The organism is Hymenobacter sp. UV11, from assembly GCF_004684095.1.
Lineage (GTDB): Bacteria > Bacteroidota > Bacteroidia > Cytophagales > Hymenobacteraceae > Hymenobacter.
Genome location: NZ_SRII01000016.1, coordinates 57736 through 83183, shown reverse-complemented (window position 1 = coordinate 83183; position 25448 = coordinate 57736). Strand labels below are relative to the sequence as shown.

Genomic DNA, 25448 nt, shown 5'->3' with positions numbered 1-25448 from the left:
AGGCGTAATCATAAATCTGCTCAAAATCTTCGCAATCAGCCAGTAAGCCGCACAGCACCAGCCAAATAATATCGCTTAGCTCGTGTAGACAGCGCCCTTCCACCCGATAGTCCGTTACCTGCCAAAAGAAATCCGCTACTTCTTCTTTCATCCCCAAAGGTCGCTAACTTACCTTTTGGTGCTTTTGCCCTGGTTTAAAGCAATTCAGCCCCCCTGTTCGCACAATCTGAACCTGATGGAGCGCTTCTGGAAGTACCTGCGCCTGAAGATTATCAACACCACTTTTTACCGCACCAAAGGCCAGTTTCTAGCTGCTGTGCTCGACTTCTTCAACTGGTTCCCCGAGTTTGGGCCTGACCTCGCGTCCCTACTAAGCCGTAAATTTCATATTCTCGATGCGCAACGAGCCCTCAGCGCTCCAGCAGGATTTCCGTTCCTAAAATCACCACGTCTACCCGGCCTTTCAACGTCTGGTCGATGAAGGGCGTGTTTTGGGATTTGGATTTCATGAATTCCCGCGTGAAGGTCGTTTCCGCTTCGGTATCGAACAGAACGCAGTTGGCTTCTTGGCCGACTTCGATAGCGGCTACCGGCAGGCCCATCAGGCGGCGGGGCTCTGCCGAATAGCGCTTCACCACCACGTCCCACCCAAATTTTCCGGGCTCGACGAAGTGGTGGTAGAGCGAGACAAGGGCCGTATCCAGGCCGGTAATGCCATTGGGCGCGCTGAGGAAATCCTGGGCTTTTTCGAACGGCGTGTGCGGCGCATGGTCGGTGGCAATGAGGTCGAATACGCCTTCAATGAGTCCTTCCAGCAGCGCATCACAATCGGCCTGCGTCCGCAGCGGCGGGTTCATCTTATAATTCGTGTCGTAGTCGCCGATGTGCTCGTCGGTGAATAGCAGGTGGTGCGGCATCACTTCCGCCGTCACCTTTACATCGCCGCGGGATTTCCACCAGCGGATGGTCTCCATGCCGAGCTTGCTGGACACGTGCTGGATGTGCACGTGCGCGCCCGCCGCGTGGGCCAGGCGAATGTCGCGGTCAATGATGATTTCCTCCGCGCACGCCGGCGAGCCCTTGATGCCGAGCCGGTAGCTCATCACCCCTTCGTTCAGGGCGCGCGGCCCGGCCAGCTCTGATACCTCGCAGTGGCTGGCAAAAAACATCCCGAACTCGGTGGCGTACTGCATCGCCCGCAGCAGCACTGCTGGGTCGGCGGTGGTGTCCCCGTCGTCGGTGAGCATTTTCACGCCGAGTCCGCGCATGCCCTCGATTTCCGCCAGCTCCTTGCCCTCGCGGTTCTTGGTGACGCAGCCGGAGGTGTACACCGGAATGCGGGACCGGAGCTTGGCATTGTCCAGCACGGTGGCTATCGCAGTCGCCGAGTCGAGGGCCGGGCGGGTGTTGGGCATCATCACCACGCCGGTAATGCCGCCGTTGATGGCCGCTTCGCTACCCGTAGTGATGGTTTCCTTGTTTTCAAACCCTGGGGCGCGGAAATGGACGTGGGCATCAAACATGCCCGGCATAAGAATGCGACCACGCGCGTCGATGACCCGGGCACCCTCGGGAATGGCCAGGTTGCTGCCGATGTCCTGGATTTTTCCTTCGACAATCAGGACATCGCCCTCGACAAGTACGGGTGAATTTTCGGAGGCGATGCGGGCGTTTTGAAGGAGAAGCATGGCTGGATGAGTGCTGTAAACCGGCAAGGGGGGGGTAGGGATATTCTGGCTAGTGGAGAAGAAAATACACGGGCGGCACCAGCCGCCGCTTGCGCCGCTTAGGACGTAAGCAGCGCTGAACCAGCGCGCTGCCGCGCGACATACGATTCCTGCCGCGGGAATTCCCCGCCCGGCGTGAGCCAGTCGAGCACGGCCATGCGAATGGAAATTCCGTTTTCGACCTGGTTGGTGATGAGGCTGCGCTCGTAGTCCATGACGGCGTCGCACAGCTCGACCCCCCGGTTCACGGGGCCGGGGTGCATAATGTAGAGGCCGCGGTCGCGGATTTCCGCCAGCCGGGTATTGGTGATGCCGTAGACCCGGTGGTATTCGCGCACGCTGGGAAAAAACTGCACGTCCTGGCGCTCCAGCTGCACGCGCAGCAGGTACACCACATCGGGCGCCCAGGCCATGGCCGCCTCATAGTCGGTGAAGCGGGGAATGGTGGCCGGGCCGTATTTGGGCACCAGCGACCCCGGGCCGAGGTAAGCAACCTCAACGCCCAGCTTTTGCAGCAGGGTGCTGGTGGAGCGCGCGACGCGGGAGTGGAGAATATCGCCGATGATGAGGACTTTTTTACCCCGGGGGTCGGGAAATTTCTCCCTAATGGTAAAGGCGTCCAGCAGGGCCTGGGTAGGGTGCTCGTGCGCCCCGTCGCCGGCATTGATGACCGACGCTGTGGTTTGGCGGGCAATCATGCCGGGCAGGCCGGAGTGGCTGTGGCGAACGACGATGTAGTCGGTCCGCATGGCCTGGAGCGTCTCGATGGTCTCGCGTACCGACTCGCCCTTGGTGATGGAGGAGTGGGCGACGTCGAAATTCGTCACCTCCGCCGAGAGGCGTTTGGCCGCGACCTCGAAGGAGGAGTGCGTCCGGGTGCTAGCCTCGTAGAACAGCATGAGCACGGACTTGCCCTCGAGGGCGGGGATTTTTTTCACCGAGTGGGCGAACAATTTTTTAAAGGACGTGGATTGGTCGAGCAGGAACTCGATTTCCTCACGGTGAAGGGATGCGATGTCGAGCAGGTCTTTACGTGCCATACCGAAGTGGAGGAAAAGTGAGGTTAGCTAGCTAAAACGGACTGAGTGAATTCTTATCTGCCCCTACCCATGCCAGAGAAACTGGCTACCGGTGTGGGCCGCGGCGATGGTGGCAGCTACGGTTAGGGGAGCGGGTGTTAGCGTCCAGGGGGGTAGGGGGTTTGCTGGCTGAAAGGATTACCAGGCAGCAGGTAACGAACTCAACGGGCATAAAAAAACCGTTTCGGAATCCGAAACGGTGGCGGGGCAACACTCAGAAAAAACAACGGAAATGCCAAAGGCAAAATCAGGAAAACCAATGGTGGCGAAGACCTTGCAGCCCACTCGCGGCTCCCTGCCGAGCAGGGTCCCGCGCTTCGTTAACAGGTTTTTTGGTTGAAGCACGGTGCAAAGCTACGGCATTGTTACGTATCCTTACTCTACCCTACTAAAAAGGAGCAGGATATAAAAAACGGGGCAGCCCGACCTTTGGGGTTCCTACGCCACCAAATCCGTTCTGCCCCGTGAAGCAATGCCTCATCGCCAAAATTACGACTGTTTTACAACGGGCACAGGTGGTGCGCAGTATGGCTCGCCAAAAGTTTGTTGGTCAGTTTGTTACCGCTCTGCTCAAGAGCCGCAACGTGCAGTTTGGCGAGGTGGCCCAGTACCTGAATGACGCGGTCAAGGTAGCTTTGAACGAAACCCGCATCCAGGATTTCTTTCGCGAAGCTGACCTGAACTATTTAGTACTGTAATAGCTGTTAATCAATCTATTGCCCGCCTAAGGCAAGCTGCGTCTGTGCCTGGGCCGCACCGAATGGGATTTCGGCCGCTGCCAGGTCAATATTCTGCTCGTGACCGTGAGCCAGGGAGAATTTCAGGTGCCCCTCTACTGGGAACTGCTCGACAACCACAGCGGTAATTCCAACGCGGCGGACTGCATCGCCCTGCTACAGTTCTGCGTCCAGCTGCTGGGCAAGGAGCGCATCGGCCTCGTGCTGGGCGACCGCGAGTTTGTGTGCCACCAGTGGTTTAAGTGGCTCAAAAACAACGACCTCAACTTTGTCATGCGGCTGCCCCGACACCACCTACTCACCTTCCCTGGTGGCCGCCAGCAGGCTATTGCCAACCTGGGTCTTTTGGTGGGGCAGACCCGCCGCTTCGCCCATTGCCAGGTGGATGGGGGCTGGGGGCAGGTCTGGGTCAAAGCGCTGGCGGGCAACGACTGCTTGTTTCTCTTCGCCTCGGCCGGACTGGGCTGGCCTGACCAGCTCTACGCCAAGCGCTGGACGATTGCGCAATGCTTCCAGAAACTCAAGGGCCGGGGCTTTAATCTGGAAGCCACCCACTTGCGGTGCCGCCACAAGCTATGCAAGCTCGTGGCCCTGGTCGTCGAGCTTCAGGGGGTCTTCCCAGCGGCTGTTAGCGTCGCCCGACATCCAGAAGTCCTGCATCACCAGCAGGCCGTACTTGTCGCAGGCCTGGTAAAACTCGGGCCGCTCGACCAGCGCCCCGCCCCACACCCGGATGAGGTTCAGGTTCATGTCGCGGTGAAACCGGATTTCGGCGTCGTAGCGCGCCTCCGTAAACCGGAGCATGGCATCCGAAATAATCCAGTTGCCGCCCTTGATGAAGACTTTCTGGCCGTTCACCAGCACTTGCTTGCTCAGCGTTTTGGCGTTCCACGCGGTCTGGATTTCCCGTACGCCCACCTCTTCCGCGTCCGACACCATTTGGCCACCGACCAGAAACTGCATCTTCAACTGGTACAGGTTCTGCGGGCCGTAGCCATTTGGCCACCACAGCCGGGGGTGCTGGAGGTTTAGCCGGGGCAACCCAACCTGCCGGGTTGTGTGGGCCGGCACGCGCACTTTCTGCGCTACTTTCTGGCCGTCGATGGTGTATTGCAGCACGCCGGCTACTGCTTTGGCCGTCGGGTTTTCCAGCTCGGCCGTTACGTCGAGGCTAGCGGGCTGCTGCGGGCCGCCGGGCCGGCGCACGCCGGGCACACGAGTGACTACGTGCGGGTTTTTGAGGTTAATCTGCTTGGTTTTCTCAATCGTCACCTTGTCCCAAATACCCGTATTCCGGTCCCGGATGGGCCGAATCCAGTCCCAGCCGGCCACTTACTGGTGCCCTACCCCCCGCGCAATGGTGCCATCGCCGCCCTGGCCGCCGTTGGGGTTGCCCACCTGGTCGGGTGGGTACACCACCACGGCTAGGCGGTTATTGCCATCTTTGGCGATGTAGGGCGTGATGTTGTAGGCCTGCCGCAGAAACATGCCGTGGTGCGTTTGCCGGTTGATTTTTCGCCCGTTCAGGAACACGTCGCAGCTGTAGTTTACGCCCCGAAAGTGCAGCCACACCTGGCCATCAGGGCTAGCCGGCGCCTCCCGAAAATCCTTGACAAACCAGTAGGTGTAGTAGGCCCGGCCGATTTTGTAGATGTCGGGTATCCGCTCATTGTTCATCCCGAAGAAGGGGTCGGGAATCTGGTGGTTTTCGAGCTGCGTGGTCAGCACCGTGCCCGGCACTACGGCGGGTGCCCAGCCAGTGAGGGGGTAGGCAGGCGTCGAAAGGCTTAGCCCGTCGGCCTTCACCTGCGCAATGGGGCGGCCCTTCCAGCCCGAGTTGAACTCGTAGCGCTGCTGGGCGGCCAGGCGCGGCGCAACAACTACTGCTAGTAGCAGAAGCAAATACTTCTTCATGGGAAAGAACTCAAAAACAGCTGATTAATTGGCAAAGCCACTTGCCTGAGCAACGCGGCCAGCTTCTGGAGAAAGGCGGCTGGGTGCCGCAGAAGCAGGCGCCTGCCGCATCTCGCAGAGGGCCGCCGCGCCCAAAACGGCGGCGTTGCCAAGGGCAGAAGGGGTAATAACCAGCCGTTCGGTCACGGCCTTAAAGGGAAATTCCCGCAGGCTTTCCGCCAGGCCACCCCGGAAGTATTCGTAGCACTGGCTGACCGAGCCCCCCAGGATAATGGCCTCCGGCGAAAGGGCGTACAAAATCGTTTTGATGGCATTGCCTAGGTGCCGGCCGAACTCGGCAAACACGTCTAGGGCCTCCGCATCCGCTTGCTGGGCTAGCGCGTGCCACGCGGCGCCCGGCCGGCCCGTGCGCTGCGCGAAGAACTTGCCGCTGCAATAATCCTCAATGGTTTTGTCGAGGTACGGGATGCCGCCAAACTCGCCGGCGCTGGATAGCGTGCCCGAATACAGCGTGTGGTTGATGATGAGGCCGGCCCCTACCCCGGTGCCGAGCACCAGGCCCACCAGGTTGGCAAATGGCTGGCCCTGGCCGTACATTTTCTCGCCCACGGTAAAGGCATTGGCGTCGTTGGTGAGGTACACCGGCTTGCCGAAGTGGCTAGCCAGGTGCGCTTGCAGATGCACTTCTTGCCAGGAGGGGATATTCTGCACGCCGTGCACAATGCCGTTGGCCTCGTCTACCAGCCCCGGCACGCCCACGCCGATACCCGCCACATCGGCCCCCACGAAGGCCTCGAGGTGGTGCACCAACTCGGCCAGAATCTGCTCCTGGGGCGCGGTAGCTGCCGTGGCAAACTTAGCTTCCCGGATGAGCGCTCCCTGCTGCACGAGCCCAACGTGCGTCTTGGTGCCGCCAATGTCTATTCCGATGTACTGCTTGTTGCTCATATACTTGCCTGCTAGCTATTCAGCTGCGCCACCAGCTCGGCCACAATGGCCGCATCGGTTTCCCAGCGTGGCGCGTCGAACTCTGTTTTATTTGCCGCCGCCGGGCTGGCCACCAGGCGCTTAGCGCTGGCGTGAAACTCCCGGGCCCCGGTGCTCTTGATAAGGGGGGGTAGGGTGTCGGGCGTGATACCGGCCCCGGGTAGGATGGCTATGCGCCCCGCCGCCTGCCGTACCAGGGCCGCGAGCTGCGCTTGGCCCGCCAGGGCGCTGGCCTGGCCGCCCGAGGTGAGCACCCGGTGGCAGCCCAGGCCGATGATTTCTTCTAAGGCCCGCGTCTGGTCCTGGCAAACGTCGAAGGCGCGGTGAAAGGTGATTTGCAGCGGCCCGGCCGCCGCGATGAGCGCCCGGCAGCAATCCAAGTCCACGTGGCCAGCCTCGCCAAGGGCGCCCAGCACTACCCCGGCGCAGCCCAGCGCCCGACACTGCGCAATGTCGGCGGCCATGATAGCCTGCTCATCAGCATCGTAGCAAAAGTGCCCCGGCCGCGGCCGAATCAGCACAAATACCGGGATGGTAAGCCGCTGCAGCACCCGCTCAATCAGGCCGTGGGAGGGCGTAATGCCGCCCTGCTCCAGGTTTTGGCACAGCTCGATGCGGTGCGCGCCTCCGGCCTGCGCCGCCACGGCCGACTGCACCGAGCCCGCACAGATTTCGAGTACCCGTGCCATCAGGTGAGCAGGTAGTCGCTTTGCAGCAGCTGTTGCTGGTTTTTGTCGTCGCACACGGCGTAGCTGAAGCCTTTTTGCAGCGCATAGGCCCCGTGCTGGCCCTGCTTATTCACAGCAATAAAACAAACCTGAATGTCGTGGGCTTTCGAGCCTTTAATCTGCGCCAGGCGCTTAATGGCAGCTTCGCAGGCGGCTTTGGGTGAAAGGCCCTGGCGCATAAACTCGACCACGGTGTGCGCCCCCGCCATGCGAATAACATCCTCGCCCTGCCCGGTAGCGGCCGCCGCACCCACGGCGTTATCCACGAATAAGCCCGAGCCAATCAGGGGCGAGTCGCCGAGGCGCCCGCGCATCTTGAAGCCCATGCCGCTGGTGGTGCAGCTGCCGCTGAGGCGCCCCTGGCCATCCTGGGCGAGGAGGGCAATGGTGTCGTGGTTGTTGGCGCCGCCTACCGGCCCCGTGGGCTTGGAGCCCCTCGTATTCTCGACGTTGATAATGGGCTGGTAGGCACTCGTTTTCAGCCACTCGCGGTAGGCTTTTTCGGCGTCTGGGCTCAGCTTTTGGGGTTCGAGCGGGAAGCCCTGCGCCACGGCAAACTGCTGCGCGCCTTCGCCCACCAGCATCACGTGCGGGGTGCGCTCCATCACGCGCCGCGCCACGCTGATGGGGTGCTTGATGCGCTCGAGCGCCGCTACGCTGCCGCAGTTGAACTGGTCGTCCATGATGCAGGCATCCAGCGTCACGATGCCTTCCCGGTCGGGGTTGCCGCCCAGGCCCACGCAGCAGTTCTGCGAGGCTTCGGTTACCATCACGCCGGCTTCGGCCGCGTCGAGCGCGTGGCCGCCCTTGCTCAGGATTTTCCAGGCCCCCAGGTTGGCGGCAAGCCCGGTGTCCCAGGTAGAAATGACGAGGGCCTTCCCAAGCGGGGCGGATGGCGGCAGGCTAGCAGCTTCGAGCGGGCGCCCGGCGGCGAGCAGCCCCAGGCTAGCGGAGGACGTGAGAAACTTGCGGCGAGTAGGCATCGGAAGAAAGGAATAGGAAAGGCCCAAAGAAACAGCTTTTTCGCAGCGTGGCCACCTCAGCAATACTACCCTGAAATGCAGCTAGCTGCATTGCTACCCCGCTTGTTAAGCCAACAGCTGCGGCTTTTCCTGGTACACCTTCCACAAAAATTCGCCGAACAGCGTATTAGCCCAGGCAAACCAAGCGCGGGTGAAGTTCTTGGGGTCGTCTTTGTGGAACGACTCGTGCATGTAGCCCGTGCCGGCGTGGGTGGTTTTGAGGCTCTGCACGCAGGCCCGGATTTCGGCGTCGTCTTGGCTGGTGAGCCCGCGGGTAGTGATGGCAATGGGCCAAATCATGTTGAGCCCCACGTGCGGCCCGCCAATACCCTCCGCTGACGTGCCTTTGAAGAAGAACGGGTTAGCCTCGGACAGCAAAAACTTGCGCGTATTCTGATAGATGGGGTCGGTGACGGCTAGCGCCCCGAGGTACGGGAGGGCCACCAAGCTGGGCACGTTGGCATCATCCATCAGGATTTGGCTGCCGAAGCCATCGACTTCGTAGGCGTATATCTTCCCGTGCTGCGGGTGGTTGACGATGGCGTGCTGGCGCAAGGCGGCGTCCACTTCGTCGGCTAGGGCAGCGCAGTCCTTGGCCGTAGCCGCCTCGGCGGGGGCGAGGGCCGTGAGCATTTCGGCGGCCTGGCGCAGGCTGGCCACGGCGAAGAAGTTGCTCGGCACCAAAAACGAGTAGAGCGTGGCGTCGTCGCTGGGCCGGAACGCCGAGCAGATAAGCCCCACTGGCCGCACCGGGTAGCCGTAGCCGGCCAGCGGTTGGGTATCGGTCGAGTTGGTCGTTTGGCGCTGAAAGTGGTAGGGACCCAGTTTGTCTCTGCGCTGCTGCGCGCGGAAGGTTTGCAGCGTGTTGCGGATGGCCTGCTGCCACTGCGCATCGAAGGGCTTGGCGTCGCCCGTTTTTTCCCAGTAGTGGTAGGCTAGCCGGATGGGGTAGCAAAGCGAGTCGATTTCCCATTTGCGCTCGTGCACGCCGGGCTGCATGGCAGTGTGGTCGCTTTTCCACTCGCCTACCTTGGTGTCGTCGCCATAGAAGGCGTTGGCGTACGGGTCTTTGTTGACGCAGCGCACCTGGCGGTTGATGACGCCCGCCACCAGTTGGCGCAGCTCCGCGTCCTTGTCAATAAACTGCAAATACGGCCACACCTGGGCCGACGAATCGCGCAGCCACATGGCGTCGATATCGCCCGTAATAACGTACGTATCCGGCCTACCCCCCTGGCTCGAGTAGGTCACGGTCGTGTCGAGCGTACTCGGAAAGCAGTTCTCGAAGAGCCAGCCCAGCTCCGGGTCTTTCACTTTTTTCTTAAACTCCGAAATGGCCGCCTCCACGGCCTTGCTGCGAAACCGCCGCTTGCCAGTGGCAGGCCGCACCACCGGAAAAGTGGGCGAGGCCGCGAAAGCCGCCGGGGCAAAGGCCAGGCTAGCGGTAACTAAAGACGTCCGGTGAACGAAGGTGCGACGGTTCATAGGTGGGTAGGAAATTCGGTAGCGTCAATTTGGTAGTCGGCGCTACTACTTGGCTTTCGAGAAAGAGTAGGGCGCGGCGTCGGGGGCAGTACCGCGCATTTTATTGGGGGTAGGGCTCATCTCGAAGTTGAGCGTGGCACCTTGCAGCAGTTCTTCGTAGGTAAGGTAGTTCTTGTCGTAAGGCTTGCCGTTCAGCGTCAATTGGTTGACGTAGCGGTTCTGGGCCGAGTTCTGGGGTGCGTTCAGCACCACATCCTTGCCGCCGGGCAGGTGCAGGGTAGCCTTGGGGAAGAGCGGCGCGCCGAGCACATACTGGTTCACGGCTGGGCACACGGGGTAGAAGCCCAGCGCCGAAAACACGTACCAGGCCGACGTCTGGCCATTGTCCTCGTCGCCGCAGTAGCCGTCGGAGGTAGGGAGGTAGAGGCGGTTCATTACCTCCCGCAGCCAGTACTGCGCCTTCCAGGGCTGGCCGGCGTAGTTGTAGAGGTAAATCATGTGCTGGATGGGCTGGTTGCCGTGCGCGTAGTTGCCCATGCCCGCAATCTGCATCTCCCGGATTTCGTGAATGGTACCGCCGTAGTACGAGTCGTCGAAGACGGGGGGTAGGGCAAACACGGTATCGAGCGTAGCCACAAATTTTTGCTTGCCGCCCATCAAATCCATCAGCCCCTGCACGTCGTGAAACACCGACCAGGTATAGTGCAGGCTGTTGCCCTCCGTGAAGGCATCGCCCCACTTAAAGGGGCTAAATGGCTTCTGAAACGTCCCATCCTGGTTTTTGCCGCGCATCAGGCCCGACTCCTTGTCGAACAGCTTGCGGTAGTTTTGGCTGCGCTGGGCATAGAGGTTGATTTCCTTCTTGGGTCGGCCTAGGGACTTCGCCAGCTGGTAAATGGCAAAGTCGTCGTAGGCGTATTCCAGCGTGCGGGCCGCGTTCTCGTTGATTTTAACGTCGTAGGGCACGTAGCCGAGCTTGTTGTAGTACTGCACCCCGGCGCGGCCCACGGCATCGAGCGGCCCGGCGTTGTTGGCGCCGTGCACGAGAGCTTCGTAGAGGACCTTCATATCCTGGCCGCGAATGCCCTTGAGGTACGCATCGGCCACTACCGAGGCCGAGTTATTGCCCACCATCACGCTGCGCAGGCCCGGGCTGGCCCACTCGGGCAGCCAGCCGCTTTCCCGGTAGTCGTTGGCCAGGCCCTGCTGAATCTCGGTATTTACCTCGGGGTAGAGCAAATTCAGGAAGGGAAACAACGCCCGGAAAGTGTCCCAAAAGCCGGTATCGGTGTACATAAAGCCCGGTAACACCTGCCCGTTGAAGGGGCTGTAGTGCATCACATTGCCAGTGGCATCCAGCTCGTAGAGCTTGCGCGGAAACAGCAGCGAGCGGTACAAGCACGAGTAAAACGTCCGGCGCTGGTCGGGCGTGCCGCCCTCAATGTCGATACGGCTCAGGACCTTGTTCCAGGCCGCGCGGCCCTGCTGGCGAATGGTTTCCAGGTCCTTGTTGCCAATCTCACCTAAGTTGAGCACGGCCTGCTCGGGGCTGATAAACGACGAGGCCACGCGAGCATTCACGCGCTCGCCCTTACTGGTTTTAAAGCCCACGATGGCCCCGGCGTGGTTGGCCGTTACGTCGAGAGTGCCGGGGGGGGTAGGGTTTTTATCCTGGTATAGGGTCGTGCTAGTAAAGTCGTGGTCAAACTCCAGGACGAAGTAGTTCTTGAAGTTCTGGGGCACGCCGCCGCTATTGCGGGTGGTGTAGCCGATAATGCGCCGCTGCTGCGGCAGCACCTGCACGTGCGAGCCCTTATCAAGCGCATCAAGCACGACGTAGGCGCTGTCGGTTTTGGGGAAAGTGAACCGGAAGCTCGCCGCCCGCTCGGTAGGCGCTATTTCGGTGGTCACGTCGTGGTCGGCCAAATACACGCGGTAGTAATTAGGCTCGGCCACCTCGGCCTTGTGCGAGTACCAGCTGGCGCGAGCATCCTGGTCAAACACCGGCTTGCCCGTAATCGGCATGATGGCAAACTGGCCATAGTCGTTCATCCAGGGCGAGGGCTGGTGCGTCTGCTTAAAGCCCCGGATTTTGTCGGCCCCGTACTGGTAGGCCCAGCCATCGCCCATTTTGCCGGTTTGCGGCATCCAGAAGTTCATGCCCCAGGGCAGGCAAATGGCCGGGTAGGTATTGCCATTAGAGAGGCTAGGCTTCGAGTCGGTGCCGATGAGGGGATTTACCCACTGGGCGGGGTCAGCAGTAGCGCTGGCAGCGGGTGCCTGGGCCAGGGTAGGGCGGCTAGCCAGTAGCGCCAACGAAGCCAGTACCAGAAAAAACTTGGTCATTCGGGAGGAAGTGGAAAAGAAAACTCAGCTGGAAAGGTAGAACTAACAGGTAACAGAGGGGGTAGGCCGTGCCCAAGCGCTTCAGCGGTACGTAAGCTGCACTGCGGGTTGGGCCGCGTAGGCAGCCCATAGCTCATCAAGCGTTTTGCCGGTTTTCTGCTGCCAGATACCCGGCGAGTAGGTGCGGGTGCGGGCAGCGGCATCCAGCTGGTTTACCAGCTGGGGGTGGCCGTGCTGGCCGAGCCACACCAGGAAGCGCGCCGTGATGCGGTAGCTATTGGTGTAGCGCTGGCCGGCTTTGTAGTCGGGCAGCTTCCAGTTGCCGGCTTGGTTGTTCACGCCATACACGTAGCGGGCGTAGTCGGCAATGCCCTCCGTGAGCCAGCCCGGCGCGCTATCGGGGGGGTAGGCCTGCACAAGGTGCATCACTTCGTGCGTCACCACGTCGATGTCCTCGGGATGCTCGCGCAGCCATGTGGGGTTATAATCGACCAGGCCATTATCGGTGGCCGCGACGCCGGTGTAGGCGGGGTTGACAAAAAACGTGACCTTGCGCCGCGTCTTCGGGTTGAACCGCTTCGCCTCCAGTGGGTACACTTTGAAAAAGGCATCCGTCATCCGCTGCTTGGTAACGGGCGCCAGGGCCGAGTCTAGGTTGATAAAAACCAGGGTGTAGCCCTGCTTGGTTACCGAGTCGCGGCTACTGAACGGGTGGCGGCTTTGCGCGGCGGCGGGGGCCGCCAGCAGCCCGAGCGCGGCCGGAAAGAGGAGGAAAACGCTTTTCACAAAAGCAAGGTTGAAAGAAGACGAACTAAGTAGCCCTACCCCCGGCTGCCGCTCCAAAGGGCAGGAACCAGGGGTAGGGCTGCTACTAGTATCCAGGGTTTTGCGTCAGCTTGTTGTTGGTGTTGATTTCAGCCGTCGGAATGCCCCAGAGCAGGTATTTCGACTGAAAGGCGTTGCCGACTTCGTTCTTGAAACCCACGGCATCCACGAAGCGGTTGCCCGCCACGTCGTAGGCCTTGCGGGTGCGCTGAATGTCGAAATAAGCCTTGTTTTCGTAGGCCAGCTCGTGGTAGCGCTCTTTCCACACGGCCGTACGGAAGGCATCCTGGCTGAGGCCGCTGAGGTCGGGCAGCTTGGCCCGGCTCCGGATGGCATTGAGCTGGGCATAGGCTTTGGGCGTGGCGCCGCTCACCTCGTTGATGGCCTCCGCGTAGATGAGCATCACCTCGGGCAGGCGCAGCAGGGTCCAGTTCTCGTCGCAGTCGGGCGTAACGGTACTCAACGCGCTTTCCAGGTGGAAGTACTTGTACAGGGCGTGGGCGTTGAAGTTGACCGTGCCGGCGGGCGCCTTGAAGCGGGGGTAGGACGAGAAGTAGAACTGCCGTTCCTGGGCGCGCAAATCGCCGCTCTCGTAGGTGTCAAAGAAGCCGTTGGTGGGAATGAGCGCCCCAAACTCGTCGTTGTAGTTCGAAATGCCCGCGAAGTAGGGCACGATGAGCGGACTGATGGCATTGGTCGCAATGCCAAACTGGTACTGGGCCTGCAAAATCAGCTCGCCCTTGTTTTTATCGGCGTTGTTGTGCAGCGATATGTAGTTGGTAAACAGCGAGTAAGTGCTTGCGTCAATCACCTCAGCGGCTTTAGCGGCAGCCAGCGCGTAGCTGTCTTTCTGCTGCAGCGGGTAGCCGGCCATGGTCAGGTACACGCTGGAGAGCAGGGACTTGACGGCACCCTGCGAGATGCGGCCCGTGTAGTCGACGGAGGGTAGGCCGGCTTTTTCGGCGGCCTGCAAGTCACTCACGATGAGCTTATAGACGTCGGCCTGCGGCGAGCGGGCGGGGTACAGGTCGGCGCTGTTGCCATCGATGGGGGTAGTGAGCAGCGGCACGTCGCCGTAGAGGCGCACGAGGTGGTAGTAGAGGAAGGCGCGCACGAAATACGCCTGCCCCAGCAGCGCCGTCTTCCGCGTTGCGTCCATGCTCACGTCTGGAATGCGGGCCAGCGACAGGTTGGCCGCCGCAATGCCGTAGTAGGCACTGTTCCACATGCTGGAAAAGTAGGGGTTGGCCGCGTCGAGCGTCTGGTTGAGCACTTGGTTGTTGAACTGGCTCTGGCCCAGCGAGGTGGCGTGCTGCGCAAACAGCTCCAGCCCTACCCACAGCGACTCGCCGTAGCCCACGTCGTTGCTGCTCATGATGCGCAGGTTGTCGTAGAGGCCATCAATGGCCGCCTGGGCCTGGTCGCCGTTGGCGAAGTAGGTGCCCGGCGTCAAGTTCGAGCGAATATCCTGCTTGAGATAGTCGGTGCAGCCAGATGCCACCGTCAGCAGCAGGGCCGCCCCCAGGGCCACGGGCGCCTTCGGAAATAATCGGGTGATAGAAAACATAGCGAGAGGGGTGGGAAATTAGAAGGAGAGGTTCAGGCCCGCCGTGAAGGTGCGGCCGCGGGGGTAGTCGAAAAACTGAATGCCTTGGGCGAAGGCACTGCCACCACCACTTGTTGGCGAGAAGGTCGACGTTTCGGGGTCGTAGCTCGTGTACTTGGTCAGCAGGAAGAAATTCTGGGCCGACACGTACACCCGCAGGCGCGAAATCTTGATGGCGTCCAGCACCTTCGCCGAGAAGTTGTACCCGAGCACCACGTTGCGGCCCCGGATGAACGAGGCGTCTTCTACCTTGTAGGAGTCGATGGTGGTGTCGTAGCTCACGTAGGAGGGGCGCACCTGGGCAATGCTGGTGTTCTGGTGGTCAGGCGTCCAGGCATCGTAGTAGGCGCGGCTGTAGCTGTTGGCCTGGCCCGTGCGGTCCTGGGCCGAGTGCTCGGTCAGGTTCAGGTCGCTGTTGCCGTAGGTGAACTGCAAGTCCACCAGCAAGTCGAAGCCCTTGTAGCGAAAGTTGTTGATGAAGCTGCCGAAGCCGGTGGGAATGTTCTTGCCCAAAATCACGCGGTCGGCATCGTTGATTTGCCCATCGCCGTTCACGTCCTTGAACTTCAAGTCGCCGGGTAGCTTGCCGTACTTCAGGGCCTGGTCAGCCTCGGCCGTGCCCCAGGTACCCTCCCGGATGAGGCCGTAGAGGGCGCCCACCGGCTGGCCTACCCGCAGCACGTTGGTATTATTGAGGAAGTACGGGCCGGGGAAGATGTCGTCGCCGGCGGCGCCCAGGGCCAGCACCCGGTTTTGCAGGAAGGAGATGTTAAACGTCGTCGACCAGCTAAAAGCCTTACCCTGAATGTTGGTCGTAGTTAGGCTCAGCTCCAGGCCGCGGTTGCGCACGCTGCCAATGTTGCGGATAATGCTGCCGTAGCCGCTCGACTGCGGCACCGGCGCGTTCAGCAGCAGGTCGGTGGTGGTGCGCTGGTACACGTCGGCCTCGAAGGCGACGCGGTTCTGCCACAGCCCCACGTTCAGGCCCAGGTCGTACTGGCCAGCCCGCTCCCACTGCAGCCCGGGGTTGCCCAGCGAGCCAGTGGTGATGCCCGAAGTGCGCGTGCCGTTAAACACGTACTGGTTGCTACCTAACTGGTCGAGTGAGCTATAGTTGCCGAAGTTGCTGTTGCCGGTGCGGCCGTAGCCGAAGCGCAGTTTCAGGTCGGTAATAGTAGCATTGTCGTGCAAGAAATTTTCCTGCGAAACGCGCCAGGCGATGGCGCCCGATGGGAAGTTGGCATACTTAGAATCGACCCCGAAGCGCGATGCGCCGTCCACCCGGTCGGTCACGGTCAGGATGTAGCGGTCCTTGAAGGTGTAGTTGGCCCGGGCAAAATACGAGAGCAGCGCATATTCTTGGTAGTCAGAGCTCGGCGTGTTGGGCGTGGCCCCTACCCCCAGGTTGTAGTAGCCATAGGCATTGTCGAGCAGGCCGTTGGTGCTGGCCCCTAGGCTCTGGCTCCAGTATTTAGAGGCATCAATACCGGCTACTACATTGAGGGAGTTGTCGGTATTCAGCTGCTTGTTGTAGGTCAGGTAGTTCTGCCACTGCACGCTCTTGCCATCAAAGGCATCGATGCCGGCCAGGTTGCGCTGGCCCCGCAGCTGAATGAGGTTGCTGGCGAAGTACGGATTGAGCTGCGAGCTGATGTTAGCCCCAAATACGGTGCGGAAGGTTAGGCTGGGCGTGATAGTGCCTAGGGCGTAAAAGTTGCCCGAGAACGTCTGGTTGCGGGTTATTTCCGTGTCCTCGCGCGAAATGGCCACCGGGTTGTCACCGCTCTCCATGTCGGGGTAGTCCTGGCGCTTGCCGTAGGTGCCATCGGCATACTGAATGGGCACGATGGGAATCATCTCAATCATCATGCGCGGAATATTGTTGCCCCCCGTGAAGCGGTTGCCCAGGCGGTCCTCAATATTGGCGTAGTTGATGGTGCCCCCCACTTTCAGCCACGTCTTCACCTGGTTATCCATCGTTAGGCGGGCCTGGTAGCGTTTCTGGTAGGTGTTGCGAATGATGCCGTTGGCGTTGGTGTAGTTCAAAAACAGCCCGTAGGTGAGCTGGTCGCTGCCGCCCGAAAAGGCCAGGTTATGGCTCTGGGCCACGGCCGTCCGGGTCGATTCCTTCTGCCAGTCCACGTCGTAGAGCGGGTTCAGATTAGCGTCGAACAGTGGGTGCGCGGAGTTAGCCGCCGTCAGGGCCTGGCGCTTGAGGCGCGGGTCCTTGCTGGCGTAGTTGCCCGCGGCCCAGCCCGTAGGGTCGTACTTCTGAATGTTCTGGTAGGCCAGGTCTTCGGTGGCCATAAAGTCGCGCGAGTTGAGCAAGCTCTGTTTGCGGGCCAGGGTGCTCACGCTAACGTAGTTGTCGTAGGAGACGCTGCTACCCTTGCGCCCGCGCTTGGTGGTTACCAGCACTACGCCGCTGCTACCCTGCGCCCCGTAGATGGCCGTGGCCGAAGCGTCCTTCAGTACCTCAATACTCTCAATATCGTTGGGGTTGAGCGTGGTGATGCCCTGCCGCCAATACACGCCGTCTACCACGTAGAGCGGGTCGTTGCCAGCCGAAATGGAGCTGTAGCCCCGCACCCGAATCTGGGGCGCCCCGCCCGGCTGCCCCGAGTTGAGCGACACATCCACGCCCGCTATCCGGCCCTGCAAGCCCTGCGCCACGTTCACCACGGGCCGCTCCACCAGGTCGGCGGCTTTCACACTGCCCACCGCGCCGGTCAGGTCCGAGCGCTTCTGGGTGCCGTAGCCCACCACCACCACTTCGTCGAGCGACTTATTGTCGGTCACTAGCTGCACAGTAAGGGTGGTTTTGCCCGCTAGAGCCACCTCCTGCGCCACGTAGCCCACCGATGAAATTACCAGCGTAGCGTTGCCGTCGGGCACCGCCAGCGAGAACTTGCCGTCGGCATCGGCGCTGACGCCCACGCCCGCCGCGCCTTTGAGCACGATGGTAGCGCCCGGCAGCGGGTTGCCTTTCTCATCGGTCACCACCCCCTGCACCGTCACATCGGCCGGCTGGTAGAGGGCACTGGGGGGCAGCTTAGCCGCAGTAGCCTGCGTGAGGGGCAGGGCTGTTGCTGGAATCAGCAACAGGGAAATCCTACATAAGCTTCTGGTAGATAAAGAAGTACGCATGGAAAAGGATTTGGGGTGGGAAATTGAAAGCAGCCATAACCAGTAAGTAGCCCACTGCGAGGAGATAGGTTAAAGGTTTTAGCAAATACGGCATTCATTGCTCCGGTCAGCTTAGTTGGTCCGGTGGGCAGTTAGGCAGGAAGGAGGCGAGTAGCGTCGCGAGGGAAAAACTTGCGCTGATGAAATCTTGACGAATTCTGTCGGCTCAAGTAATCGTCGTTATAAAACAAATCAGTTTATGCTGGGAATACATTAAAAACTGACTTTCCAATCGGGGCAACTTTGCATGACAACTACAAGCAAGCAGTGAGCTTACGTCTTCTAAAAGAAGCCTTGCTGGCGTTACCAGGAATGGGAATATCATGATTATCGGCAGAAATATCTAGCTTATTTTCGGATTGGCCAAATTTTGCTTAAACATTTTAGCATATTTGCTTACTGAAGCTAGCCTCCCACTAGCCTGGCGCTTACCCTCAGTGGCAGCTTCCGCACATGATTGCGGTCCGCAATTACCTGCTGAGGGGCTTTTTCCTGCTTTTTCTCACCCTCTACTCTTGTTTACTGGTATGGCTAAGCTCCTTTTCCCCACGCCGCATCGAAGCAGCCGGTTTCTCCGCTGGCTAGCTGGCAGTTTTTTTTTGACGGCGACCGTGACGGCCCACGCCCAGCAGCTCACCTCCTACGTCGACCCGCTGATTGGCACTGGGGGGCACGGCCACGTTTTTATCGGGGCCAATGTGCCCTTTGGGGCGGTGCAGCTAGGGCCGCAGAATATCTTCAAAGGCTGGGACTGGTGCTCGGGCTACCACTACTCCGATAGTCTCATCACGGGCTTTTCGCATACGCACCTCAGTGGTACCGGGGCCTCTGACCTCGGCGACGTGCTCATCATGCCCTACACGGGCTCCCTTAAAACCGACAAGGGCCAGCAAAAGGCGCCCCACCAAGGCTACCTCTCGCGGTTTTCGCACCAGCGCGAAGTTGCCAAGCCCGGCTACTACGCCGTCACGCTCGACGACTACGGCATTCGGGCCGAGCTAACCAGCACCGAGCGGGTAGGGATGCACCACTACACTTTCCCGGCTACTAGCCCGCCCGCCCACGTCATCATTGACCTCAAGGAAGGCATTGATGACAAGGCTGTTGATACGTATATCGAGCAAGTCGACCCGCAAACCTTCGTGGGCTACCGCTTCTCTAAAGGCTGGGCGCCCGACCGTCGTGTGTACTTTGCCATCAAGTCCTCGGTGCCCGTGCCGGCATTTGCCGTCTACGACGAGGCCAAGCTGCTAACCGGCAAAAAAGGGCAGGGCCTGGCCATTAAGGGGGTGTTCACTTTTGCGAAGGCCCCGGCCAGCTTGCAGCTGAAAGTGGGCATCTCGCCAGTGAGCTCGCAAAATGCGCTGGCTAACATTCAGGCTGAGCTACCGGGCTGGGACTTTGCGAAAGTGCAGCAGGCGGCCACGGCCAAATGGAACCAGGAGCTTGGCAAAGTGACCATCGAAACGAAGGACCCAGTGGCTCGGCGCATCTTCTACACCGCGCTTTACCACGCCTGGTTTGCGCCGGCTTTATTCAACGATGCCAACCGCGACTACCGCGGCACCGACAAGAAAGTGTACCCGAAGGCGCCGTTTCAGAACTATACTACCTTCTCACTCTGGGATACGTACCGCACCGAGCAGTCGCTGTTTACCCTGGCCCAGCCCGAGCGCGTTAATGACATGATGCAAAGCATGTTGGCTATTGGCCGGCAGCAAGGCAAGCTACCCATTTGGCCCCTCATGGGCTCCGAAACCAATTGCATGGTGGGCTACAGCGCCGTGCCGGCCTTGGCCGAAGCTTACCTCAAGGGCACGCCCGGCCTCAATGGCCGCGAGCTGCTGGTGCAGATGAAAACCTCGAGCACCCGCGATGACCAAGGCGTGCAGTACGTAAAAACGCTCGGCTTTATTCCGGCCGATAAGGAAAGTGAATCGGTAGCGAAGGCGATGGAGTACGCCATCGATGACTGGAGCATTGCGCAGGTAGCCAAGAAGCTGGGTGAGAAGGCAGATTATGAGAACTATAGCAAGCGCGCCAAGTACTACCAGAAGTATTTTGACCCCCACACCCGCTTTATGCGCGGCCTCACCACGGAAGGCAAGTTCCAACTGCCCTTCGACCCCATCCAGTCCATTCACCGCCAAAACAACTACACGGAGGGCAACGCCTGGCAGTACACCTGGCTGGTGCCCCACGACGTGCCGGGGCTGATAAAGCTATTTGGCAGCGACGCGGCTTTTACCCAAAAGCTGGATAGCCTATTCATTGTGCAGGGGAGCTTGGGCGAGAGCGCCTCCCCCGATATTTCGGGCCTCATTGGCATGTATGCCCACGGCAACGAGCCCGGCCACGCCACCACCTACCTCTACGCCTACGCTGGCCAGCAGTGGAAAACCGCCGAGAAAGTGCGGCAGGTGCTGCATGAGATGTACCTTGACAAACCCGACGGCATCAGCGGCAACGAGGATTGCGGGCAGATGTCGGCCTGGTACATCCTATCGGCGCTGGGCTTCTACCCCGTTAGCCCCAGCAGTGGAGCCTACGTGCTGGGCAGCCCCATGGTGGATAAGGCTACCATTCAGCTGCCGCAGGGCAAGTCGTTTGTGGTCGATGTGCAAAACAATGGCCCGCAAAACATTTATATTCAATCAGCTAAGCTCAATGGCAAGCCCTACCCCAACAGCTACCTGCTGCACCGCGACATCGTGGCCGGCGGTACGCTGCAGCTCATGATGGGCCCGCAACCCAACCGCACGTTTGGGGCCGCGGCGGCCAACCGCCCGTTGGAAGTATATAAGTAGCCCGAATTCGTAAGTCTAGTCCCGCGCCGCAAACCAATCTGGAGTTGAAAAAGAAAATCCTCATTCACGACATTGCCAAGCACCTCGACGTGTCTATCGCCACGGTATCGCTGGTGCTCAATGGCAAAGCCAAGGAAAAGCGCATCAGCGACACCCTGGCCGAGCGGGTATTGAAGTACGTGGAAGAAGTGGGCTACAAGCCCAACCAGCTGGCCAAGAGCCTGCGCACTGGCAAAACGCACGTAATCGGCTTGATGGTAGAAGACATTGCCAACCCCTTCTTCGCTACGGTAGCTGCCCTGATTGAGAAAAAGGCCCTGGCGAGGGGCTACCGCATTATTTACTGCAGCACCAACAACGACACGGCCAAGGCCCTCGACCTGCTAACGATGTTTCAGGAGCGGCACGTCGATGGCTACATCCTGGCCCTCCCCAACGGGGTAGAGGACGAGGTGAGCGCGCTGGTGCGCCGGGGCAAGGCCCTCGTGCTGTTCGACCGCCTGCTGCCCGGTGTGCTTACCAATGCCGTGGTGGTCGATAGCGCCAGCGGCATGTATGAGGCTACCCAGCACCTGCTAGGGCAAGGGTTTAGGCGCATTGCGCTGGTCATGGCGCACTCGGAGCAGACCCAAATGGCGGCCCGGCAGCAGGGCTACGCGCAGGCCCTGCGCGAACACCAGCTACCCGAGTTGGTGCACGAAATCGCGTTGCCACAAGAGCATGAGCAAATTGTGCACGAACTCCAACTGTTCTTTCAGGTGCAGCCAGCCTGCGATGCGGTGCTATTTGCGACCAACTACCTCGGGGTATACGGCCTGGAAGCGCTTACCCGGCTGGGTAAGCGTATTCCCGAGCAGGTTGCGGTGGTTTCCTTCGACGATAACGACCTGTTTCGGCTCTACTCCCCCCCCATCACCGTAGTGGCGCAACCGATAGAAGCGATGGCCGAAGATATTATCAACACGCTGCTCAGCGCCTTGGAAAGCCGCGCCGAAACTGGGCGCATTGTGCAGCTGCAGCTAGCGCCGCAGCTAGTGGTGCGCTCATCTTCCATCCGGTCGAGAGGCCAGTCATCGAACGAGGGGTAGGGCCTCCAAAAGCGGCCTTGGTTAAAAGTTTAGTCCAGATGTACTCTACCCCGTTATTTTGGGTAGTAGAAGATTAATCTTCAGGCGTTTGCCCTGCCTTTCGGCCTCGCTCTTGCCGGGCGCACCGCTACAAATAATATTGCAGGTTTTCCTTGGTAATAATGTCCAGCGGCAGGTACTTGAGCGGCGCCACTTCCTTCTTAAAAACCAGTAGGTCGGCCAGCGCATAGAGGCCGCGATAGCCCTGTTTCTTCGGGTTTTGGTTGATGAGAAAATCAATGACGCCCTCACGCAGGAAGTGAATATTGCGCTCCAGCAGGTCGTAGCCCACCAGCCGAATCTCCTCGCGCCGGTAGGCTTGCAGGTAGGGCGCGATTTCGTAGGCTTTCGACGTGCTCACAAAAATGCCGCGCAGCTGCGGCTCTTCGTCCAGCAGCCGGTCGAGCTGCCGCGCAAACGACGGCTCGGCGGGATTAGGCAGCTCGACGCTGAGGATGGTATAGGCGCCGGGGGCGCGCTCGTCGGGGGGTAGGGCCTCCTGGGCCGCCGCCAGCTGGGCAAAGTAGTCGCGAAACCCCCGCTCCTTCTGCGTGATATGCAACGAGTTGGTCAGGTCTTCGGCAATGTGCGCAATCAGAAACGTGCTCGATAGTGGCTGCCCCACCTGCACCAACTTGCCCGCCAGGTAGCCGCTCTGGTACGAGTCCTGGCCCACGTAGCTCAGCGCGGGCAGCTCGGCAATGTAGGTGTTGAAGAGTACGAACGGGATGCCCTGCTGCTGCCAGCGCGCAAAAAAGGCCAGCGACTCGCGGTAAAACAGCGGCGCAATCAGAATGCCATCGGGCTGGGCCTGCGTGGCCGCCTCGGCCTGCGCCATAAAAGAGTCGACCTCGGTGAGGCTGTAGGGGTAGGAAGTGAGGTTGATGCCGTACTGCTTGAGCTCGCGGGCCGCCTTTTCGATGCCGTCCCAGGGCGCCTGCCAGTAGGGGTCGAGGGTGTGGTCGGGCTGCAGGGTGGCCAGCTGGTAGGTGCGGTTCGAGCCTAGCGTGCGCGCAATCATATTGGGCTCGTAGTTAAGCTCCTGCATCATGGCCAGCACTTTCTGACGCACCTCCTCCGATACCCGCCCCCGATTGTGCAGCACGCGGTCGACGGTTCCCACCGACACGTTAGCCTTCGCCGCTATATCCTTAATGCGCACTGCATTTTTATCCATAAGTGTGCGTTGCGCCGGCCCGCTTTCTGTAAATAGTGTGCGGCAAAGGTATGACTGAAAGAAACAGGGTAGGAACTTAGCCCGCCCCGCGCAAGTACCTAGCTGCTAAGCGCTGCGGCGGCTTGCTTATTGAATTTTAACGCGATTGGGGCGAAAGGCCGCTCTGCTTGCCGGTAGTTCGTTATTAGTCAGTTGGCCGGCACCCTACCCCCACTGCACGGCCTGGTGCCAGCCAAAAAGGAACAACGCGGGATGCTGGCGCGACAACCCGCGTACCTGGTTTGCTGCTATTTCAGCCAGCAGTTGGGCTAGTGATGCAAGCCGTCTTGTCATCGTTATACCAAGCAAGGAAATTTAAATCTACGTTAGCCTGAAAATATTTTCTTGCGTGTGCGCACACACCAGGGCATTATTTCTGCGTGTGCGCACACATATTTTAGTGGGGGTACTTGCATTGTGTTGGGCGGTTGCCTATGTTTGGTTCGCGATTAAAAGAACCCTGCTAAAATAATCCTACTTTCTGGCATTGGTGATGGCTGCGGCGGTAGTCGTGCGGGATAGGGGTGGCGGCGGCATTGCCAGCGGCTGGCTGGTTCAGGTAAATTGTAGCTAATCAAGTAGCTACTCTCTTCGCTTTGGTTTAATTTCTAAATTTCTTACCTCTTCACCTTCAAGCCTAGCTATGGAAGTTTTGAACTACCCCGAAACCACCTTTGAAAAGCTGCCGGTAACCATCTTTGAGCAAGCCGGGGAAGGGGCCATCCGCGTGGCCCGCGACATTGCCGAGCTCATTCGCCACAAGCAGCACAAGGGCAAGCAGGCCGTGCTGGGCCTGGCCACCGGCTCGTCGCCCATTGGCGTGTACCAGGAGCTGGTGCGGCTGCACCGCGAAGAAGGGCTGAGCTTCCGCAACGTCGTGACGTTCAACCTCGACGAGTACTACCCCATGCAGCCCGACGAGCTGCAGAGCTACGTGTACTTCATGCACGAGCAGCTGTTCGACCACGTCGATATCCTGCCCGAAAACGTGCATATCCCCGACGGCACGCTGCCCATCGAGCAGGTGAAAGCCTACTGCTGGGACTACGAAAAGCAGATTGAGGCGAGCGGCGGGCTCGACTTGCAGCTGCTGGGCATCGGGCGCACGGGGCACATTGGCTTCAACGAGCCGGGCTCGTCGAGCAGCTCGGCAACCCGGCTGGTGAAGCTGGACCCGCTCACGATTACGGACGCGGCCAAAGACTTCATCAAGGAGGAGTACGTGCCGCTGCGGGCCCTCACGATGGGGGTAGGGACCATTATGAAGGCCCGCAAAATCATCTTGCTGGCCTGGGGCGAGGGCAAGGCTAAAATACTGAAAGAGACGGTCGAAGGGTCCATTTCGGACGAAATACCGGCGTCCTTCCTGCAGCAGCACCCGCAGGTGCAGGTAGTAGTAGACCAGTGGGCGGCTTCGGAGCTGACGCGCATCAAGAGCCCGTGGCTGGTGGGCATGTGCGCCTGGAACGACCGCCTGATTCGGCGGGCGGTGGTCTGGCTCAGCCTCCGCACCAAAAAGCCCATTCTCAAGCTCACCGACGAGGACTACAAGGACGGCAGCCTCAGCGACCTGCTAGTGGAAGCCGGCAACGCCTACACGCTTAACCTGAAGATATTCAACACCATCCAGCGCACCATCACGGGCTGGCCGGGGGGTAAGCCCAACTCGAACGACACCCAGCGGCCCGAGCGGGCGGTGCCGGCCCTGAAGCGGTCGCTCATCTTCTCGCCGCACCCCGACGATGACGTGATTTCGATGGGCGGCACGCTGCTGCGCCTCGTGGACCAGGGCCACGACGTGCACGTGGCCTACCAGACCTCGGGCAACATCGCCGTGTTTGACGACGACGCGCGGCGCTTCGCGGATTTTGCGCTCGACTTTGCCGAGAAGCGCAACCTGGGGGTGGGCGCCATGCGGCAGGAGCACGCCGAAGTAGTTGAGTTTCTGAAGCGCAAGAAGCTGGGCGAGGAAGATAGCCCGCTGGTGCAGGAGATTAAAGCCCTGATTCGCAAGGGTGAAGCGGAGGCTGCCTGCCGCTTCTGCGGCGTGAAGGAGGCAAACGTGCACTTTATGAACCTGCCGTTTTATGAAACCGGCCAGGTGAAAAAGAAGCCGCTGGGCGAGGCCGACATCGAGGAAACGGTGGCGATTCTACAAGAAATCAAGCCGCAACAGATTTTTGCGGCCGGTGACCTGCGCGACCCGCACGGCACGCACCGGGTGTGCCTCGACGCCATTTTTGCCGCCCTGGCCCGCCTCAAGGGGCAGGAAGAATGGGTGAATGACTGCTACCTCTGGCTGTATCGCGGGGCCTGGCAGGAGTGGGACGTGGAGGAAATCGAGATGGCCGTGCCCATCAGCCCTGAGGAACTGATGCGCAAGCGCAAGGCCATTTTTAAGCACCAGAGCCAGAAAGACAGCGCCGTGTTTCCGGGCAACGACAAGCGCGAGTTCTGGCAGCGCTCCGAAGACCGTAACCACGCTACGGCCAAGCTCTACGACCAGCTGGGCCTGGTCGAGTACGAAGCCATCGAGGCCTTTGTGCGGTGGCGGTTTTAAGGTTGGTAAATCGAAGTAGGTCTGTCATTGCGAGCCTGCGAAGCAATCGCACTCGAAACTATGGGCGAACGACCGGCGCGGGAGTCGTTCTGGGGC

18 protein-coding genes are annotated in these 25448 nt (G+C 60.2%); 4 read left to right on the top strand and 14 right to left on the bottom strand.

The features are described 5' to 3' along the window. The 3 genes from E4631_RS27105 to E4631_RS22665 form a co-directional block, all read right to left on the bottom strand. Nucleotides 1–151 (bottom strand): transposase family protein (locus E4631_RS27105; RefSeq protein ID WP_133656746.1); only part of this gene is annotated, 151 nt, incomplete at its 3' end. Nucleotides 152–410: 259 nt separating this feature from the next. After that, the gene (locus tag E4631_RS22670) at nucleotides 411–1688 is read right to left on the bottom strand and encodes a dihydroorotase (RefSeq protein ID WP_135318643.1); all 1278 of its coding nucleotides are present in this window, start codon (nucleotides 1686–1688) and stop codon (nucleotides 411–413) included. 98 nt (nucleotides 1689–1786) lie between these two features. Beyond that, nucleotides 1787–2767: an aspartate carbamoyltransferase catalytic subunit gene (locus E4631_RS22665; RefSeq protein ID WP_135318642.1), complete on the bottom strand. Its 981-nt coding sequence runs from the start codon at nucleotides 2765–2767 to the stop codon at nucleotides 1787–1789. 503 nt (nucleotides 2768–3270) lie between these two features. Between E4631_RS22665 and E4631_RS22660 the strand changes: the two genes are divergently transcribed. Beyond that, nucleotides 3271–3504: a hypothetical protein gene (locus tag E4631_RS22660; protein WP_133657114.1), complete on the top strand. Its 234-nt coding sequence runs from the start codon at nucleotides 3271–3273 to the stop codon at nucleotides 3502–3504. Between the two features lie 612 nt (nucleotides 3505–4116). Here the strand turns inward: E4631_RS22660 and E4631_RS26670 are convergent. From E4631_RS26670 to E4631_RS22615, 10 genes are all read right to left on the bottom strand, one after another. Further along, nucleotides 4117–4875, bottom strand: coding sequence for a hypothetical protein (locus tag E4631_RS26670; protein ID WP_240735186.1), 759 nt, complete (start codon nucleotides 4873–4875; stop codon nucleotides 4117–4119). Beyond that, the gene (locus E4631_RS26665) at nucleotides 4876–5457 is read right to left on the bottom strand and encodes a hypothetical protein (RefSeq protein WP_240735184.1); all 582 of its coding nucleotides are present in this window, start codon (nucleotides 5455–5457) and stop codon (nucleotides 4876–4878) included. Between the two features lie 24 nt (nucleotides 5458–5481). Then, nucleotides 5482–6405, bottom strand: a complete 924-nt coding sequence (locus tag E4631_RS22650) for an ROK family protein (RefSeq protein WP_133657115.1) — start codon at nucleotides 6403–6405, stop codon at nucleotides 5482–5484. Between the two features lie 11 nt (nucleotides 6406–6416). Next, nucleotides 6417–7133 carry a copper homeostasis protein CutC gene (locus E4631_RS22645; RefSeq protein ID WP_205704298.1) on the bottom strand — a complete coding sequence of 239 codons (717 nt, stop codon included), beginning with the start codon at nucleotides 7131–7133 and terminating at the stop codon, nucleotides 6417–6419. Continuing rightward, complete coding sequence (locus E4631_RS22640) at nucleotides 7133–8155, bottom strand: N(4)-(beta-N-acetylglucosaminyl)-L-asparaginase (protein ID WP_133657116.1); 1023 nt, start codon at nucleotides 8153–8155, stop codon at nucleotides 7133–7135. Before E4631_RS22640 ends, E4631_RS22645 begins: the two co-directional genes overlap by 1 nt. 105 nt (nucleotides 8156–8260) lie before the next feature. Next, entirely contained in the window at nucleotides 8261–9679 is a 1419-nt protein-coding gene (locus tag E4631_RS22635) for a glycoside hydrolase family 125 protein (protein ID WP_133657117.1), read from the bottom strand. A 45-nt stretch (nucleotides 9680–9724) separates the two neighbouring features. Next, nucleotides 9725–12025 (bottom strand): GH92 family glycosyl hydrolase, encoded by a 2301-nt coding sequence (locus E4631_RS22630; RefSeq protein WP_133657118.1) that lies wholly within the window; start codon nucleotides 12023–12025, stop codon nucleotides 9725–9727. A gap of 81 nt (nucleotides 12026–12106) precedes the next feature. Then, complete coding sequence (locus E4631_RS22625; protein WP_205704297.1) at nucleotides 12107–12811, bottom strand: basic secretory protein-like protein; 705 nt, start codon at nucleotides 12809–12811, stop codon at nucleotides 12107–12109. A gap of 85 nt (nucleotides 12812–12896) precedes the next feature. Next, nucleotides 12897–14417, bottom strand: coding sequence for a RagB/SusD family nutrient uptake outer membrane protein (locus E4631_RS22620; protein WP_133657119.1), 1521 nt, complete (start codon nucleotides 14415–14417; stop codon nucleotides 12897–12899). Nucleotides 14418–14435: 18 nt separating this feature from the next. Then, nucleotides 14436–17558, bottom strand: coding sequence for a TonB-dependent receptor (locus E4631_RS22615; protein ID WP_166648043.1), 3123 nt, complete (start codon nucleotides 17556–17558; stop codon nucleotides 14436–14438). A gap of 611 nt (nucleotides 17559–18169) precedes the next feature. On the opposite strand from E4631_RS22615, the gene E4631_RS22610 reads away from it, so the two are divergent. Beyond that, entirely contained in the window at nucleotides 18170–20449 is a 2280-nt protein-coding gene (locus E4631_RS22610) for a GH92 family glycosyl hydrolase (RefSeq protein ID WP_133657121.1), read from the top strand. Nucleotides 20450–20493: 44 nt separating this feature from the next. Beyond that, a complete protein-coding gene (locus E4631_RS22605; RefSeq protein WP_205704296.1) occupies nucleotides 20494–21537 on the top strand; it encodes a LacI family DNA-binding transcriptional regulator in 1044 nt (347 codons plus the stop codon). 127 nt (nucleotides 21538–21664) lie between these two features. Here the strand turns inward: E4631_RS22605 and E4631_RS22600 are convergent, their stop codons facing one another. Continuing rightward, nucleotides 21665–22753, bottom strand: coding sequence for a LacI family DNA-binding transcriptional regulator (locus E4631_RS22600; protein WP_133657123.1), 1089 nt, complete (start codon nucleotides 22751–22753; stop codon nucleotides 21665–21667). A 682-nt stretch (nucleotides 22754–23435) separates the two neighbouring features. Here E4631_RS22600 and nagB point away from each other — a divergent pair. Further along, nucleotides 23436–25352 (top strand): glucosamine-6-phosphate deaminase, encoded by a 1917-nt coding sequence (nagB, locus tag E4631_RS22595; protein WP_133657124.1) that lies wholly within the window; start codon nucleotides 23436–23438, stop codon nucleotides 25350–25352. Nucleotides 25353–25448 lie beyond the last annotated feature (96 nt).